Raw genomic sequence first — 15,913 nt, 5'->3', positions numbered from 1 at the left:
GCCGCGGGGGCTGATGGAAGCGGCAACGTCCACCACACCGCAGGAGGCAACCGTGAGTCACCACAAGTCGAACAAGGCGGTCGAGGGCGACCCCGACAGCGGCCACGGCGGCGGCCTGCCGCGCCGCCCCGACGAGGCGGAGCTGGCGGAGCGCACCGAGGAGGACCGCGCGGAGGCCGGTCTGGAGCCCGACCCCGGCGGCGACGGGGACGGCGACGGCGGGGGAGACGGCGAGGGGGACGGGGACGGGGCGGTGTAGCGGGGGCCGTCGCGCGGTCGCGCCCCCGGCCTGGCATATGCCAATCCGGGGGCGCGGTGTTTCGGTTCGGCGGCTGTCGGCCACGCGCTCCAGTGCTGGAATGTGAAGGAGGCGTGTGCACATGATCACCGAGCAGCAGTTCCGTTCCATGCAGGACCAGCCCGTCCACGACGCGGACGGAAACAAGATCGGCAAGGCCGATCACCTCTACCTCGACGACACCACCGGAAAGCCCGAGTGGGTCAGCGTGAAGACCGGCTGGTTCGGCTCGAACGAGACGTTCGTCCCGGTCCGGGACGCCCGCGTAGTCGACGGCCACATCCAGGTGCCCTACGCCAAGGAGAAGGTCAAGGACGCGCCCAACGTGGACGTCGACAGCGGCGGACACCTCTCCGAGCAGGAGGAGCACCGGCTGTACGAGCACTACGGCATCGCCTGGGACGACGCCTGGAAGGCCGCCAACCAGCCCGGTGAGGGCGGCTGGGCCCACGGGCAGCAGGGCGGCACGGCGGCGGGCGCCGCCGGAGCGGCCGGAGCGGCCGGAGCCGCCGGTGCGGCGACGGGCCGATCCACCGGCAAGGGTGCGGCCGGGACCAGTCCCTCCGACACCCGCCTGACCGGCACCCCCGCCGCGCCCACCACCGCCGGGACGTCCTCCGGCAAGATCGGGGCCGCCGGGACCGCCGGAGCCGCCGGGGCTGGTGCCACGGGTGCCGCCGCCGGGACCTCCCGCCACGCGGCCGGCGGGATGACCGACCGGTCGAAGCGGGGCGACGACGCGATGACCCGCTCGGAGGAGCGGCTGCACGTCGGCGTCGAGCGCTACGAGACCGGGCACGCCCGGCTGCGCAAGTACGTCGTCACGGAGGAGGAGCGGCACACCGTTCCGATCCGGCACGAGGAGGTCCGGGTCGAGCGCGAGCCGATCACCGAGGCCAACCGGGGCGAGGCGCTGTCCGGCGAGCCCATCTCGGAGGCCGAGTACGACGTGACCCTGCACGGCGAGCGCCCGGTGGTGCGCACCGAGGCCGTGCCGGTGGAGCGGGTGCGGCTGGTGACCGAGGAGCACGTCGAGGAGCGGACCGTCACCGGCGAGGTCCGCAAGGAGCGGATCGAGGCCGAACTCCCGGACGGCGAGCACACGCTGCCGCCGACCACCGGGAAGGACACCCCGGGGCAGGGGCGCCACCGCTGACCCCCTCCGGCGGGGAGCGGCCCCAGGGCCGCTCCCCACCGGGTCGGGCGCTCCACCCCGCGCCGAGCTAGCCCCGCAGCACCGGGCGCCCCGCCGCCAGGTGGTCGTACAGGCGGTCGCCGTGCACGCCCGGGGCGTCGAAGCAGGTGTCCTCCCGCTCGCCGTCGGCGAGCAGGACCCCGGGGACGAGGACCTCGGCGGCGGGCGGGGCGGCCACCTCGCGGCCGAGTTCGGCCAGGGCGTACGGCGGGGCGAGGACGGGGCCGGGCAGCGCGCCGCCGACCAGGTCCGGGAAGAAGCCGGCGGAGAGCACGGTGACCCCGGCGGCCAAGTCGCCGCCGATCATCACCAGCTTGTCGGTCATGTGGCCGACGAACGCCCCCACCCGGACGTTCCCGCGCACCAGCAGCTTGGCGTCGCCCTCCAGGTGCACGGCGGCCGCGGTCAGGTCGCCGAGCACGACCAGGGCCGGGCAGCCGTCGTCCACGTTGAGGATCGCGCCCTCCACCGTCAGGTCGCCGTCGACGACCAGCCCGGTGCCGTACGCCTCCAGCGCGTCCAGGTCGAGCGGGCCGGCGACGGACAGGGCGCCGGAGTGGACGTCGTAGGTCTCGTCGTAGAGGTTCTCGTAGCTGGAGGCGGGCAGGGCGCGGGAGTCGAAGAGTGCGACGCATGCGTCCCAACTCGTCGGCACGGCAGTGATGTTCATGCCCCGTAGGGTGGCACGCGGCACTGTCGGCGGATGTGCCGGAGTCCCCGTCGGCGGGTGTCGGCGGGGGCTCCGGGCGGGCGGGGTCAGGACGGGTCGGGGCGGCCGATCGAGCAGATCAGTTCGCCGTCCTCGGCGTCCGCGACGATGGTGTCGCCCGGGCGCAGGTCGCCGCCGAGCAGCATGGTGGCGAGGCGGTTGTCGAGCTGGGTCTGGATGGTGCGGCGCAGCGGGCGGGCGCCGAACTCGGGCTGGTGGCCCTTGTCGACCAGCCAGTCCTTGGCGGCGGTGGTCACCTCCAGCTCCATCCCCTGGGCCCTGACCCGGCGTTCGGAGTCGGCCAGCATCAGGTCGACGATCCGCATCAGGTCGTCGGCGTCCAGCGCGTCGAAGACGATGATGTCGTCGATCCGGTTGAGGAACTCGGGCAGGAAGCGCCCGCGCAGCTCCTCCATCAGCCGGTCGCGGATCTCCTCGGTCTCGCCCTTGTGCGAGAGGATCAGCTGCGAGCCGATGTTGGAGGTCATGATGACCACGGTGTTGCGGAAGTCGACGGTGCGGCCCTGCGCGTCGGTCAGCCGCCCGTCGTCGAGGACCTGCAGCAGCGCGTTGAACACGTCCGGGTGGGCCTTCTCGACCTCGTCGAACAGCAGCACGCTGTACGGGCGGCGGCGGACCGCCTCGGTGAGCTGGCCGGCCTCCTCGTAGCCGACGTACCCGGGCGGGGCGCCGACCAGGCGGGAGACGGTGTGCTTCTCCTGGAACTCGCTCATGTCGAAGCGGACCAGCCGGTCCTCGTCCCCGAAGATCAACCCGGCCAGGGCCTTGGCGAGTTCGGTCTTGCCGACGCCGGTGGGGCCGAGGAACAGGAAGGAGCCGACCGGCCGGTCCGGGTCGGCCATGCCGGCCCGGCTGCGGCGGACCGCCTCGGAGACCGCGACCACCGCCCTGTCCTGGCCGATCACCCGGGCGTGCAGCTCGTCCTCCAGCTTCAGCAGCCGGGCCTTCTCGTCCTCGGTCAGCTGGGAGACCGGGATGCCGGTCTGCCGGGAGAGCACGTCGGCGACGTCGTCGACGGTCACCGAGACCACGCCCTCGCGGCGCTCCTCGATCTCGGCGGTCTGCGCCTCCAGGTCGGCGATCCGGACCTTCAGTTCGGAGGCGCGGGAGAAGTCCTCGGCGGCCACCGCCTCGTCCTTCTCGCGGCGCAGCTTGGCGAGTTCGTCCTCGCGGCCGATCACCTCGGTGGAGCGGCCCAGGCCGCGCAGCCGGACCCGCGCGCCGGCCTGGTCGACCAGGTCGATCGCCTTGTCGGGCAGGAAGCGGTCCGAGACGTACCGGTCGGAGAGGTCGGCGGCGGCGCGCAGCGCCTCGTCGGTGAAGCGGACCTGGTGGTGCGCCTCGTACGAGTCGCGCAGGCCCTCCAGGATCTGCACGGTCTCCTCGACCGAGGGCTCCGGGATCAGCACCGGCTGGAAGCGGCGCTCCAGCGCCGGGTCCTTCTCGATGTGCTTGCGGTACTCGTCGGTGGTGGTGGCGCCGATGACGTGCAGTTCGCCCCGGGCCAGCGCGGGCTTGAGCATGTTGCCCGCGTCCATCGCGCCCTCGCCGCCGGCGCCCGCGCCGACCACGGTGTGCAGCTCGTCGATGAACAGGATGGTGGAGTCGGCGGCCTCGCGGACCTCGTCGATGACGTTCTTCAGCCGCTCCTCGAACTCGCCCCGGTACTTGGAGCCGGCCACCAGGCCGGACAGGTCGAGCGAGACCACCCGCCGGTCCTTCAGGGTGGACGGCACGTCGCCGGTGACGATCCGCTGGGCCAGGCCCTCGACGATCGCGGTCTTGCCGACGCCCGGCTCGCCGATCAGCACCGGGTTGTTCTTGGAGCGGCGGGAGAGGATCTCGACGGTCTGCTCGATCTCCTCGGCCCGGCCGACCACCGGGTCCAGCCGGCCGAGCTTGGCGTCCTCGGTGAGGTCGCGGCCGTACTCGTCGAGGGTCGGCGTCCGGCTCTCGGCCCTGGCGGGCGCGCGCTCGCCGCGGGCGGCGGCCTCGGCGCCGCGCTGCAGCCGGGCCGGGTCCGCGCCCTGGGCGTTCAGCAGCTTGCCGGCCGCGGAGTCGGGGTCGCCGAGCAGCGCCGCCAGGACGTGCTCGGGCCCGATGTACGAGACGCCGGCGGCCTGCGAGCGGGCGTGCGCGCCGATCAGCACGCGTTTGGCCGCCGGGGTCAGGCCCGGGTCGACGGACGGGTCGGCCGAGCCGGACGGCAGGCTGCGTTCCAGCGCGGCGGCCAGCCGGTCCGGGTCGGCGCCCGCCTGGGCGAGCAGGCCGCGGGACGGGTCGACCTGGGTGGCGGCCCACAGCAGGTGCGGGGTGTCCAGATCGGCGCTGCCGTCCTCCTGGGCGCGCAGCTCGGCGCGGGCGATCAGGTCGCGGGCGGACTCGGTCAGCAGCCGCCCGATCGGGACGCGCTGGACGGCGGGCGGGGACGCGGCCGGATTGAGGCCGAAGAAGCGGTTCAGCAGGTCGGAGAAGGCGTCGTCGGAACCGAAGGAGCCGAAGCCGGGCATGGTCATCGTGCGGACACTCCCATGGGCGGAACGGGCAGCAGTCCCCCCGAACTATGCCAATCCGGGACACCGGTCGCTCAGCGGGGTGATCCGGACAGGTGGTGTACCCGCTTTCACGGCCGCCTCCCAGCCGGGGCTCAGGAACTCAGCCAGCTTCCAGGAACTTGGGACAGGCATTACCTGATCATGGGATTCTGATGACCAGCACGTTCCAGCGGGCACCCCGGGCCGCCGCCCGGGGTGCCCGCACGCGCCACCGGAGGGGGACAGGCCCATGCCGACCACGGACCGCGCCGCCAGGCGGCGGGGCGTCGACGCCCTGCTGCGGCGCTCCCCGCTCCAGCCCGTCTTCCGGGCCCGCGCCGCCCGCCGCCTCGCCGTCCTCGCCTACCACGGCGTCGACGACCCGGCCGCCTTCCGCGCCCAGATGGAACGCCTCGCCCGCACCGCCCGCCCGGTCGGCCTCGACGAGGTCACCCGGGCCGCCGAGCACCGCCGCCCGCTGCCCGCCCGCAGCGTGCTGGTCACCTTCGACGACGGCGACCACACCGTCCACAGCCGGGCCATGCCGCTGCTCGCCCGGCTCGGCATCCCCGCCGCCGCGTACGTCATCACCGACCTGATCGACGGCGACCGGCCCTACTGGTGGACCGAGGCCGCCCACCTGGTCGCCCACGGCGGCCGGGCCGAAGCGCTCCGCGGCCTCGGCCCGGCCGCCGCCGTCCGCCGGCTCAAGCACCTCGCCGACACCGAACGGCACGCCGCGCTCGCCGAGTTGCGCGCCACCGCCACGCAGCAGGCGCCCCGGCAGAGGCAGTTGACCAGCGGCGAACTGCGCGAACTGGTCGACGCCGGCATCGCGATCGGCAACCACACCGCCTCGCACCCCTGCCTCGACCGCTGCACCGACCCCGACGTCGACACCCAACTCGTCACCGCCCACGACAAGTTGACCGGCTGGCTGGGCCGCCAGCCGACCTCCTTCGCCTATCCCAACGGCAACCACGACCCGCGCGCCGAACGCGTGCTGCGCACCCTCGGGTACCGTACGGGATTCCTGTTCGACCACCGGCACGCCGAACTCGTCCCCACCCACCGGCTGCGGATCAGCCGGCTGCGGGTCAACTCGCACACCGGGCGGGACCGCTTCGACACCATCCTGTCCGGCCTGCACCCCGCCGTGCACCGGCTGCGCGGCGGCCGCTGAACTTCCGGAAGGGGGAGGGGAGATGGGGCCGGAGATCCACCGGACGCCCGAGCTGGACGGCGAAACCGTCCACGACTGGCGGGAGCTGGTCGACCAGGACCCGGACGGCTCGTGGTTCGCCGGGCCGGACTGGGTGCTCGCCTGGTGGCGCACCCTCGGCGCCGGGCAGGCCGGCGAGATCGCCGTCTGGCGCGGCCCCGACGGCCGGGCCGAAGCGGTGCTGCCGCTCGCCACCGCCCGGCTGCGGGCGCACCGCCGACTGCCCGTCGAGGTGCCCGCGCTCACCCTGCTCGGCTCCGGCCCGGGCGCCGCCGACCACTGCGGCCCCGCCGTCCGCCCGCACCGGCGCGCCGAGGTCGCCGGCTGGCTCGCCGACCGGGCCCGCCGGGAGACCCTCTGGCTCCCCAACCTCGACGCCGCCCACACCGACCTGCTGCCCCCCGGCAGCCGCCCCGTCGCCCGCACCGCCTGCCCGCGCGCCGACCTCGCCGACGGCCCCGACCGGCTCGGCTCCCGCGACTTCCGGGCCGCCAACCGGCGCGCCCACCGCCGCCTCGCCGCCGCCGGCGTCAGCTTCCACTGGCTGCCGCCCGGCACCGCGGAGCCGGAACTCCTCGACGAGCTGCTGCGCCTGCACCGGCTGCGCCGCGAAGCCGCCGCCGGCGGCGCCAGCAGCTTCACCGCCGACCGGCTCCCGCTGCACCGCCTGCTGCTCGCCCAGGCCGCTCCCGGACACGGGCCCGCCCTCCAGCTCGCCCGGCACCGCGACGAGGTGGTCGGCGTGCTGTACGGCTTCCGGTGGGCCGACCGGTTCGCCTACTACCAGACCGGCTGGGACCCGCGCTGGGCCGCCGATTCGCTGGGCACCGCGCTGGTCGACTCGGCGATCCGCAACAGCGCCGCCGAGGGCGTGCGCACCTTCGACTTCCTGCGCGGCGACGAGCCCTACAAGTACCGCTTCGGCGCGGTCGACCGCACCGACACCGGCTGGCTCCGCCCGCGCGGGCCGGGCGGAGCGCTGCTCGGCCTCAAACACCGGGTGCGCGGCGGGGGGTGAGCCGACGGCTCAGCCCTTGACGTCGCCGTCCAGGTAGACCCACTCGCCCTGGTGACGGACGAAGCGGCTGTGCTCGTGCAGCGACTCGGCCCGGCCGCCCGCCCGGTAGTGGGCGCGGAACTCGACGGTGCCCTCGGTGTGGAACGGGCCGCCCTCGCCCGTGCCCAGGATCTCCAGCCGCTCCCAGCGCAGCGCCGGGTCGAAGTCGACCGAGGCGGGCCGGGTGTCCGGGTGCCAGGAGCGCAGCAGGTACGGCTCGTCGCGGACCGCGAAGGCGCTGAACCGGGAGCGCATCAGCTGCTCGGCGCTGCCCGCGGCGGCCTCGCCGAGGTGCAGGCGGCCGCAGCAGTCGGCGTACCGGGCGGGCCGGCCGCAGGGGCAGTCGGTCGGGACGGCGGAGGCGGCGGTGGGTGTGCGTCGGCGGGCCATGGCGTCCATTATCGCGCGGCCGGGGCCCGGCCCCGCGGCGCGTGCGGCGACCCCGGTCGGGTCCCGCCCCGGTGCGAGCGCCGACCCCGGTCGGGCCCCGCCCCGGCGCGGCTCGGGCATGGCTCCCGGCATCGCGGGCAGGATGGGCGCGTGTCGTGCCCGGCACCCCGGAGGACGATGTCGACGAGGCGAAGGGAACCGCGATGAGCGACCACCACCACAACGTGCTGCTGCTCGGCTTCGACGACCAGGCGCGGTGCCGCCAGGCCTACGAGGAGGCGATGCACCTGCCCGGTGCCCGGCAGGTCGCGGTGCTGGAGCGGGACGCCGAGGGCATCGTCGACATCCCGGAGAGCCACATCCGCGGCGCGGGCGTCCCCACCGTCGGCTCGGGCCTGGTCGGCGGCCTGGTCGGGCTGCTCGGCGGCCCGATCGGCGTGCTGCTGGGCTTCGCCGCGGGCGCGGCGATCGGCAATGCCGCCGAGCAGGCCGAGATCACCGACGGCGGCGCGGGCCTGATCGTGCTCTCCTCGCGGGTCGACAACGGCAAGGCGCTGCTGGTGGTCGACCTGGCCGAGGAGGAGGAGGCGCCCGCCGACGGGTTGGCCGCGAAGTACGGCGTCCCGCTGGAGCGGCTCTCCGCCGAGCGGTTCGCCGAGCAGGTGCAGGCCGCCAAGGAGCGGGCCGAGCAGGACTGAACCCACCGGCCCGGCGCCCGGGCCTCCGGCCCCGGGCCGGGGCGGGCCGGGGCAGGCTCAGAAGTACGGCCGGTAGCCGTCCTTGAGCTTGTCGAGATCGCGCCGCTCGCGCTTGGTCGGCCGTCCGGCGCCCCGGTCCCGCTGGGCGACGGCGGCCGGCCGCTCCGCGCGGGGCGGCGGCGGGGGGCTGTGGTCGACGTAGCAGGTCTCGGCGACCGGCGCGCCGACCCGCTTGGCGATCGGGCGCACCACCTGGACGATCCGCTCCCGCCCCTCGACCCGCATCCGCACGTCGTCGCCCGGCTTGACGTGCTGCGCGGGCTTCGCGGTGGCCCCGTTCACCTTCACGTGCCCGGCCCGGCAGGCCGCGCCCGCCGCCGAGCGGGTCTTGATCAGCCGGACCGCCCAGATCCAGCTGTCGATCCGCACGCTCGCCTCGTCCGCACTCATGGCACGACTGTAGTCCCGCTCACGTTTTTGCAACTAGTTGCACGGCTGGTCCGCCGCGTCCTACCGTTGGGTAACAAATCCCGACCGGAGGCGTCGATGACCGCTGCGTACCCCCACCTGCTGGCCCCGCTCGACCTGGGCTTCACCACCCTGCCGAACCGGGTGGTGATGGGCTCCATGCACGTCGGCCTGGAGGAGGCGGAGCACGGCTTCGAGCGGATGGCCGCCTTCTACGCCGAGCGCGCCCGCGGCGGCGTCGGCCTGATCGTCACCGGCGGCATCGCCCCCAACGAGGCCGGCCGGCCCTGGGGCGGCGGCGCCAAGCTCACCACCGAGGCCGAGGCCGCCGAGCACCGCGCGATCACCGACGCCGTGCACGCCGAGGGCGGGAGGATCGCGCTGCAGATCCTGCACTTCGGCCGGTACGCGTACCACGAGGACCTGGTCGCCCCGTCCGCGCTGCAGGCGCCGATCAGCCCCCACGTCCCGCACGAGCTCACCGCCGAGGAGGTCGAGCGGACCATCGAGGACTTCGTCCGCTGCGCCGAGCTGGCCCGGACCGCCGGGTACGACGGCGTGGAGGTGATGGGCTCCGAGGGCTACCTGATCAACGAGTTCGTCGCCGCGCGGACCAACCGGCGCACCGACGAGTGGGGCGGCCCGTACGAGAACCGGATGCGCTTCCCGGTGGAGATCGTCCGGCGGGTGCGCGAGCGGGTCGGGCCGGACTTCATCCTGATCTACCGGCTCTCCATGCTCGACCTCGTCCCCGGCGGGTCCACCTTCGACGAGGTGGTCCGGCTCGCCCGGGAGGTCGAGGCGGCCGGCGCCACCCTCATCAACACCGGCATCGGCTGGCACGAGGCCCGGATCCCCACCATCGCCACCTCGGTGCCGCGCGGCGCCTACGCCTGGGTCACCAGGAAGCTGATGGGGAAGGTCGGGATCCCGCTGGTCGCCACCAACCGGATCAACACCCCCGAGGTCGCCGAGGAACTGCTCGCCACCGGCCACGCCGACCTGGTCTCGCTGGCCCGGCCGATGCTCGCCGACCCCGCCTTCGTCGCCAAGGCCGCCGCCGGCACCCCCGAGGCGATCAACACCTGCATCGGCTGCAACCAGGCCTGCCTCGACCACACCTTCAGCGGGCGGATCACCTCCTGCCTGGTCAACCCGCGCGCCTGCCACGAGACCGACCTGGTCCTCGCCCCCACCCGGCTCGCCAAGCGGATCGCCGTGGTCGGCGCCGGACCGGCCGGCCTCGCCTTCGCCACCGCCGCCGCCGACCGCGGCCACCGGGTCACCCTGTTCGACGCCGCGGCCGAGGTCGGCGGGCAGCTGAACGTCGCCCGGCGGGTGCCCGGCAAGCAGGAGTTCGACGAGACGCTGCGCTACTACCGGCACGAACTCGCCCGCACCGGAGTCGAGTTGCGCCTGGGGGCGACGGTCGGCGCGGAGGAGCTGACCGGCTGGGACGAGGTCGTCCTGGCCACCGGCGTCACCCCGCGCGTCCCGGAGATCGACGGCGTCGACCACCCCAGCGTGCTCGGCTACCTGGACGTGCTGCAGGGCGGTGCGGAGGTCGGCGACACCGTCGCGGTGATCGGCGCGGGCGGCATCGGCTTCGACGTCGCCGCGTACCTGACCGACCCCGGCGAGGGCGACTTCCTGGCCCGCTGGGGCGTCGACCGGGCGTACGCCGCCCCCGGCGGCCTGGCCGAGCCCGAGCGGCCCGCGAGCCCGCGCCGGGTCTTCCTGCTCCAGCGCAAGGCCGGCAAGGTCGGTGCCGGGCTGGGAAAGACCACCGGCTGGATCCACCGCACCGAGCTGCGCCACCGGGGCGTGGTCAGCGTCCCCGGCGTCGAGTACCGCCGGATCGACGACGACGGCCTGCACGTCACGGTCGACGGCGAGCAGCGGACCCTCCCCGTCGACACCGTCGTGCTCTGCGCCGGCCAGGAACCCCGCCGGGACCTGCTCGCCGCCCTGCGCGAACGCGGGGTCAAACCCCACCTGATCGGCGGTGCCGACGTCGCCGCCGAACTCGACGCCAAGCGCGCCGTCGACCAGGGCACCCGCCTGGCCGCCGCGCTCTGACCGGCGCGCCGGTGCCCGCCGGCCCCCGGTTCGGGGGCTTCGGCGGGCACCGGGGGAGCGGGGGTCAGTAGATCGAGACCCCGTAGGCGGAGAGGGCCTCGGTGACGGGCTGGAAGAAGGTGGTGCCGCCGCTGGTGCAGTTGCCGCTGCCGCCGGAGGTCAGGCCCAGGGCCTTGGTGCCGTCGTAGAGCGGGCCGCCGGAGTCGCCGCCCTCGGCGCAGACGTTGGTCTGGATCAGGCCGCTGACGGTGCCGCCGTCGGAGTAGCGGACGGTGGCGTTCAGGGCGGTGACCTTGCCGCTGTGCGTGCCGGTGGTGGAGCCGGTGCGCTTGACCGCCTCGCCGACGTACGCGTTGGCGGCGGTGTAGCCGCCGGGGTGGCTGAGCGAGGTGTTGGTGTAGCGGACCAGGGCGTAGTCGTTGCCGGGGAAGCTGGAGCCGGCGGTGGTGCCGGCCACCGTGGTCTGGCCGGAGTTGGTGTACCAGGTGCTCGCGATGTTGCCGCAGTGGCCGGCGGTCAGGAAGTAGTAGGTGCCGCTCTTGACCACGTTGAAGCCCAGCGAGCAGCGGTAGCCGCCGCCGTAGATCGCGGCGCCCGCGGACAGCTTCGGGCTGAAGGTGCCGGGGGTGCGCTCGATCTTCAGGCGGCCGGCGTCGGCCCCGGCGGCGCCGGTCAGGCGGGCCAGGGCGGCCGGGGTGACGCTGCTGTCGGCCGTCACCACGACCTTCCCGCCGGCCGGGTCGGTGTGCCAGGCGATGCCGTTGACGCCGCTGAACTGGACTGAGTCGCTGACCCGGGCCAGGGTGGCGGCGTCGGGCGCCGCCTCGGCGGCCCCGGCGGCGGGCACCGCGAGGGCGGTCGCGGCCGCGAGGGCGGCGGCCACGGCGAGCAGGCGGCCGCCGGTGCGGCGCGGACGGGAAGTGGTGCGCGTGGTCCTCACAGATCTCCTCCTGGGGGAGTGGGAGAGGCCCTGGGGTAGGGGCCGTGAGGCGCGGGCAGGCGGAGACCGGGCCGACCTGGTGGGCCGGTTTTGATCTGATCCTGACAGGCGCTATGGGGGAGTATGCGGACGCCCGGGCGGACGGCGCAAGGCCCCGTAAGGCTTTTCCGTCCGCCGGGTCGGCGGTCAAAGCCCGCGCGGAGGAACGGAATTGACGCCCGCTCCGGCACCCGCCCGGGCCGCCCGGGGCGGGGCGGACCGGTCGGGACCGTACGATCGCCGCATGTCACTGCCGCACGCGATCCTCACCGCCCTGCTGGAGAAGCCGTCCTCCGGGCTGGAGTTGACCCGGCGGTTCGACCGGTCGATCGGGTTCTTCTGGTCGGCCACCCACCAGCAGATCTACCGCGAGCTGGGGCGGCTGGAGCGCGAGGGCCTGGTGCGCGCCGCCGGCCCCGGAGCGGGGCGCGGGCAGCGCAAGGAGTACGAGGTGCTGCCCGACGGGCGGGCCGAGCTGGCCCGGTGGACCGCCCTGCCGCAGGACCCCAAGCCGGTCCGCGACCCGCTGCTGCTGCGCCTGCGGGCCGCCGCCGTGCTGGGCCTGGACGGGCTGGCGGGGGAGCTGGCCCGGCACCGGGAGCTGCACCGGGCGCAGCTGGCCGAGTACCTGGAGATCGAGCGGCGGGACTTCCCGCCCGAGGCGGCGGCCGGCGAGAACCGCCTGCAGCACCTGGTGCTGCGCGGCGGCATCCAGCTGGAGTCGTTCTGGCTGGCGTGGCTGGACGAGGCCCTGGAGGAGGCGGGAGGGGCGGGGGCGGCGGGAGGAGCCGGGGAGGAGGGTGTGGCGGGGCGGGAATAGGGGCGGGTGGCGTGCCGTTGTCGCGAGTGGTTGAATGTTGAATCAACCTCGAAGGAGTTGAGAGCGGTGCAGTTCGGCATCTTCAGCGTCGGCGACGTGACCACCGACCCCACCACCGGGCGTACCCCCACCGAGCACGAGCGGATCAAGGCCATGGTGGCCATCGCGCTCAAGGCGGAGGAGGTCGGCCTCGACGTGTTCGCCACCGGCGAGCACCACAACCCGCCGTTCGTCCCGTCCTCGCCGACCACCATGCTCGGCTACATCGCGGCCCGGACGGAGAAGCTGATCCTCTCCACCTCCACCACGCTGATCACCACCAACGACCCGGTGAAGATCGCCGAGGACTTCGCGATGCTCCAGCACCTCGCCGGGGGCCGGGTCGACGTGATGATGGGCCGCGGCAACACCGGGCCGGTCTACCCCTGGTTCGGCAAGGACATCCGGCAGGGCATCCCGCTCGCCGTCGAGAACTACGCGCTGCTGCACCAGCTCTGGCGCGAGGAGAACGTCGACTGGCAGGGCCGCTTCCGCACCCCGCTGCAGTCCTTCACCTCCACCCCGCGCCCGCTCGACGACACCCCGCCGTTCGTCTGGCACGGCTCCATCCGCAGCCCCGAGATCGCCGAACAGGCCGCCTACTACGGCGACGGCTTCTTCGCCAACAACATCTTCTGGCCCAAGGAGCACTTCCAGCGCCTGATCGAGCTCTACCGCGAGCGCTACGCCCACTACGGCCACGGCACCCCCGAGCAGGCGGTCGTCGGCCTCGGCGGCCAGGTCTTCATGCGGAAGAACTCGCAGGACGCGGTCCGCGAGTTCCGCCCGTACTTCGACAACGCCCCGGTGTACGGCCACGGCCCCTCGCTGGAGGAGTTCACCGCGCAGACCCCGCTCACCGTCGGCAGCCCGCAGGAGGTGATCGAGAAGACCCTCGCCTTCCGCGACACCTTCGGCGACTACCAGCGCCAGCTGTTCCTGATGGACCACGCCGGGCTCCCGCTCAAGACCGTCCTGGAACAGCTCGACCTGCTCGGCGAGGAGGTCGTCCCGGTGCTGCGCGCCGAGTTCGCCAAGGACCGGCCGGCCGGGGTGCCCGACGGCCCGACCCACGCCGCGCGGGTGGCGGCCCGGCGGGCGGAGGAGGTGACGGCCCGGTGAGCGCCCTCAGGCTCGTCGTGGTGACGGCCGGGCTGAGCGTCCCGTCCTCCACCCGGCTGCTCGCCGACCGGCTCGCCGAGGCCGCCGCCCGCGACCTGCGCGAGGCCGGCCGGGAGGTGGACGTCCGGATCGTCGAACTGCGCGAACTCGCCCGGGACGTCGCGGACAACCTGGTCACCGGCTTCCCGCCGCCCGCGCTGGCCGACGCCGTCCGGGCGGTCGAGGAGGCCGACGGGATCATCGCCGTCACGCCGATCTTCTCCGCGTCCTACAGCGGACTGTTCAAGTCCTTCGTGGACGTCCTCGACAAGGACGCGCTCACCGGGAAGCCCGTGCTGATCGCCGCCACCGGCGGCACCGCCCGGCACAGCCTCGCCCTCGAACACGCGATGCGGCCGCTGTTCGCCTACCTGCGCGCCGTCGTCCTGCCCACCGCGGTCTTCGCCGCCTCCGAGGACTGGGGCGCCGACGGCGCCGACGGTTCGCTGGCCGGCCGGATCGCCCGGGCGGCCGGCGAGCTCGCCGAGAGCCTGACCGGCCGGCCCGCCGCCGCCCCCCGGCCCCGGGCGGCCGAGCAGGTCGTCCCCTTCGCCCAGCAACTCGCGGCGCTGCGCGCCCGCTGACACCCAGGAGGAACGGTCATGGAACCCCAGGTCCGCGACAACGCCGAGCAGTCCCGCTTCGAGATCAGCACCGAGGCCGGCCCGGCCGGCTTCGCCGAGTACCAACTCCGCGACGAGGGACGGACGGTGGCCTTCGTGCACACCGTCATCGAGCCCGCCTTCGAGGGCCAGGGCCTGGCCGGCAAGCTGGCCCGCGCCGCGCTGGACACCGTCCGCGAGCGCGGCGCGAGCGTCCTGCCGTACTGCCCGTTCATCCGCGGCTGGATCGCCAAGCACCCGGAGTACGTCGACCTGGTGCCGGAGGCCAAGCGGGCCAGGTTCGAGCTCTAGGCTTCCTCCGCCGGGCCTCGCCGGGGGCGGTACGTCAGGACGGCGTGGGTGGCCAGGCCCAGCAGGAGGCCCCAGAACGGGGCACCGATGCCGAACAGGGTCATGCCGGAGGCGGTGGCCAGGAAGGTGACCACCGCGCCGTCGCGGCCCCGCTCCCGGGTGACCGCGGCGGCCAGGCTGCCCTGGAAGGACGCCAGCAGGGCGACGCCGGCGATCACCGCGACCAGGGCGGGCGGCAGGCCCGTGAACAGGCTGACCAGGACGCCGCCGAAACTGCCGACCAGCAGGTAGAGCACGCCCGCGGACATGCCGGCCACGTACCGCCGACGGGGGTCGGGGTGGCTCTCGGGGCTGGTGCAGATCGCGGCGGTGATCGCCGCCAGGTTGACGCCGGGCGAGCCGAACGGCGCGAGCAGCACCGACAGGCCGCCGGTCGCCCCGACCAGCAGCCGGTCGTCGGGCCGGTAGCCGGAGGCCCGCATGATGCCGAGGCCGGGGGCGTTCTGCGAGGCCAGCGCGACGATGGTGAGCGGCAGCGCCAGGCCGACGGCGGCCGACCAGGAGAACGCGGGGGTGGTCCAGACGGGACGGGTGGGACCGCCGGAGCCGAGGTGCAACGGGAGCCCGACGGTGGCCGCGGCCAGCAGCGCGCCCGCGAGCAGCGCCAGCGGGACGGCGTAGCGCGGCACCAGGCGCTTGGCCAGCAGGAAGACGGCGAAGGTGCCCAGCACCAGGGCGGGGGTGGCGTGCAGTTCGGCGAAGATGCCCGCGCCGAAGGCGAACAGGATGCCGGCCAGCATGGCGTCGACGATGCCGGTCGGGATCGCCCCGACCAGCCGCCCGAACAGGCCGGTCGCCCCGAACAGCGCGACGGCGGCCGAGCTGAGCAGGAACGCCCCGACCGCCTCCGGGTAGGGGTACCCGCCGAGGCTGCCGATCAGCAGCGCCGCCCCGGGGGTCGACCAGGCGGTGATGACCGGGGTGCGGGTCCACCAGCTGAGCAGCAGGCAGGACAGTCCGCTGCCGATCGACACCGCCCAGATCCAGGAGGCGGTGTGCGCCTGGTCCAGGCGCCCGGCGGCGGCCGCGGCGAGCACGACGACCAGCGGGCCGGAGAACGAGACGGCGATGCACACCAGGCCGGCCAGCAGGGCGGGCAGCGAGGCGTCCCGCCGCAGCGAGGGCCGGTCCGGCGGCGGGGCGGGGGAGCCGGCCGGGGCCGGAACGGCGGGAGCGGCGGGCCCGGCGGGAGCGGCGGTCCGGTGATCTGGCATGGGAGCAGTATTCCGTCACCCCGCCACCCCGTCGCCCGCCCCGGCGGAGGCCGGT

At 74.7% G+C, this 15,913-nt stretch carries 16 protein-coding genes; 10 read left to right on the top strand and 6 right to left on the bottom strand.

All coding sequences use genetic code 11. The annotated features are described in order from the left end of the window. Nucleotides 1-13 precede the first annotated feature (13 nt). Together ACZ3J7_RS01205 and ACZ3J7_RS01200 are read left to right on the top strand one after the other, a co-directional pair. Nucleotides 14-259 carry a hypothetical protein gene (locus ACZ3J7_RS01205; RefSeq protein ID WP_465615548.1) on the top strand — a complete coding sequence of 82 codons (246 nt, stop codon included), beginning with the start codon at nt 14-16 and terminating at the stop codon, nt 257-259. A gap of 121 nt (nt 260-380) precedes the next feature. Then, nucleotides 381-1,454, top strand: a complete 1,074-nt coding sequence (locus ACZ3J7_RS01200; protein WP_465615546.1) for a PRC and DUF2382 domain-containing protein — start codon at nt 381-383, stop codon at nt 1,452-1,454. Between the two features lie 67 nt (nt 1,455-1,521). On the opposite strand, the gene ACZ3J7_RS01195 is transcribed toward ACZ3J7_RS01200, so the two are convergent. Beyond that, on the bottom strand, nt 1,522-2,163 hold the full coding sequence (locus tag ACZ3J7_RS01195; protein ID WP_465615544.1) for a hypothetical protein: 642 nt from the start codon (nt 2,161-2,163) through the stop codon (nt 1,522-1,524). An 86-nt stretch (nt 2,164-2,249) separates the two neighbouring features. Continuing rightward, nucleotides 2,250-4,739, bottom strand: a complete 2,490-nt coding sequence (locus ACZ3J7_RS01190; protein WP_465615542.1) for an ATP-dependent Clp protease ATP-binding subunit — start codon at nt 4,737-4,739, stop codon at nt 2,250-2,252. Between the two features lie 268 nt (nt 4,740-5,007). Between ACZ3J7_RS01190 and ACZ3J7_RS01185 the strand changes: the two genes are divergently transcribed. Further along, nucleotides 5,008-5,940: a polysaccharide deacetylase family protein gene (locus ACZ3J7_RS01185; RefSeq protein WP_465615540.1), complete on the top strand. Its 933-nt coding sequence runs from the start codon at nt 5,008-5,010 to the stop codon at nt 5,938-5,940. Between the two features lie 22 nt (nt 5,941-5,962). Continuing rightward, complete coding sequence (locus ACZ3J7_RS01180) at nt 5,963-6,997, top strand: GNAT family N-acetyltransferase (protein ID WP_465615538.1); 1,035 nt, start codon at nt 5,963-5,965, stop codon at nt 6,995-6,997. 9 nt (nt 6,998-7,006) lie between these two features. Here the strand turns inward: ACZ3J7_RS01180 and ACZ3J7_RS01175 are convergent, their stop codons facing one another. Then, a complete protein-coding gene (locus tag ACZ3J7_RS01175) occupies nt 7,007-7,426 on the bottom strand; it encodes a YchJ family protein (RefSeq protein WP_465615536.1) in 420 nt (139 codons plus the stop codon). 155 nt (nt 7,427-7,581) lie between these two features. Between ACZ3J7_RS01175 and ACZ3J7_RS01170 the strand changes: the two genes are divergently transcribed. Next, nucleotides 7,582-8,124 carry a hypothetical protein gene (locus ACZ3J7_RS01170; RefSeq protein ID WP_465615534.1) on the top strand — a complete coding sequence of 181 codons (543 nt, stop codon included), beginning with the start codon at nt 7,582-7,584 and terminating at the stop codon, nt 8,122-8,124. 57 nt (nt 8,125-8,181) lie between these two features. Here the strand turns inward: ACZ3J7_RS01170 and ACZ3J7_RS01165 are convergent, their stop codons facing one another. After that, a complete protein-coding gene (locus ACZ3J7_RS01165) occupies nt 8,182-8,574 on the bottom strand; it encodes an RNA-binding S4 domain-containing protein (RefSeq protein ID WP_465615532.1) in 393 nt (130 codons plus the stop codon). A gap of 96 nt (nt 8,575-8,670) precedes the next feature. Here ACZ3J7_RS01165 and ACZ3J7_RS01160 point away from each other — a divergent pair, with 96 nt between their 5' ends. Continuing rightward, complete coding sequence (locus tag ACZ3J7_RS01160; protein WP_465615530.1) at nt 8,671-10,671, top strand: oxidoreductase; 2,001 nt, start codon at nt 8,671-8,673, stop codon at nt 10,669-10,671. Between the two features lie 64 nt (nt 10,672-10,735). Here the strand turns inward: ACZ3J7_RS01160 and ACZ3J7_RS01155 are convergent, their stop codons facing one another. Next, nucleotides 10,736-11,611: a S1 family peptidase gene (locus tag ACZ3J7_RS01155; protein ID WP_465615528.1), complete on the bottom strand. Its 876-nt coding sequence runs from the start codon at nt 11,609-11,611 to the stop codon at nt 10,736-10,738. A 283-nt stretch (nt 11,612-11,894) separates the two neighbouring features. Between ACZ3J7_RS01155 and ACZ3J7_RS01150 the strand changes: the two genes are divergently transcribed. From ACZ3J7_RS01150 to ACZ3J7_RS01135, 4 genes are all read left to right on the top strand, one after another. Next, nucleotides 11,895-12,470: a PadR family transcriptional regulator gene (locus tag ACZ3J7_RS01150; RefSeq protein WP_465615526.1), complete on the top strand. Its 576-nt coding sequence runs from the start codon at nt 11,895-11,897 to the stop codon at nt 12,468-12,470. A gap of 66 nt (nt 12,471-12,536) precedes the next feature. Beyond that, complete coding sequence (locus ACZ3J7_RS01145; RefSeq protein WP_465615524.1) at nt 12,537-13,631, top strand: LLM class flavin-dependent oxidoreductase; 1,095 nt, start codon at nt 12,537-12,539, stop codon at nt 13,629-13,631. Continuing rightward, on the top strand, nt 13,628-14,254 hold the full coding sequence (locus ACZ3J7_RS01140; protein ID WP_465615522.1) for an FMN reductase: 627 nt from the start codon (nt 13,628-13,630) through the stop codon (nt 14,252-14,254). The genes ACZ3J7_RS01145 and ACZ3J7_RS01140 overlap by 4 nt, the downstream gene beginning before the upstream one ends. A gap of 18 nt (nt 14,255-14,272) precedes the next feature. Next, nucleotides 14,273-14,584, top strand: coding sequence for a GNAT family N-acetyltransferase (locus tag ACZ3J7_RS01135; RefSeq protein ID WP_465615520.1), 312 nt, complete (start codon nt 14,273-14,275; stop codon nt 14,582-14,584). On the opposite strand, the gene ACZ3J7_RS01130 is transcribed toward ACZ3J7_RS01135, so the two are convergent. After that, nucleotides 14,581-15,858: a benzoate/H(+) symporter BenE family transporter gene (locus ACZ3J7_RS01130; RefSeq protein ID WP_465615518.1), complete on the bottom strand. Its 1,278-nt coding sequence runs from the start codon at nt 15,856-15,858 to the stop codon at nt 14,581-14,583. The genes ACZ3J7_RS01135 and ACZ3J7_RS01130 overlap by 4 nt on opposite strands. Nucleotides 15,859-15,913 lie beyond the last annotated feature (55 nt).

The sequence above is a fragment of the Kitasatospora sp. NPDC015121 genome (assembly GCF_055562955.1).
The sequence above is the reverse complement of the archived record's forward strand: the minus strand, read 5'-3'. Positions and strand labels throughout refer to the sequence as shown.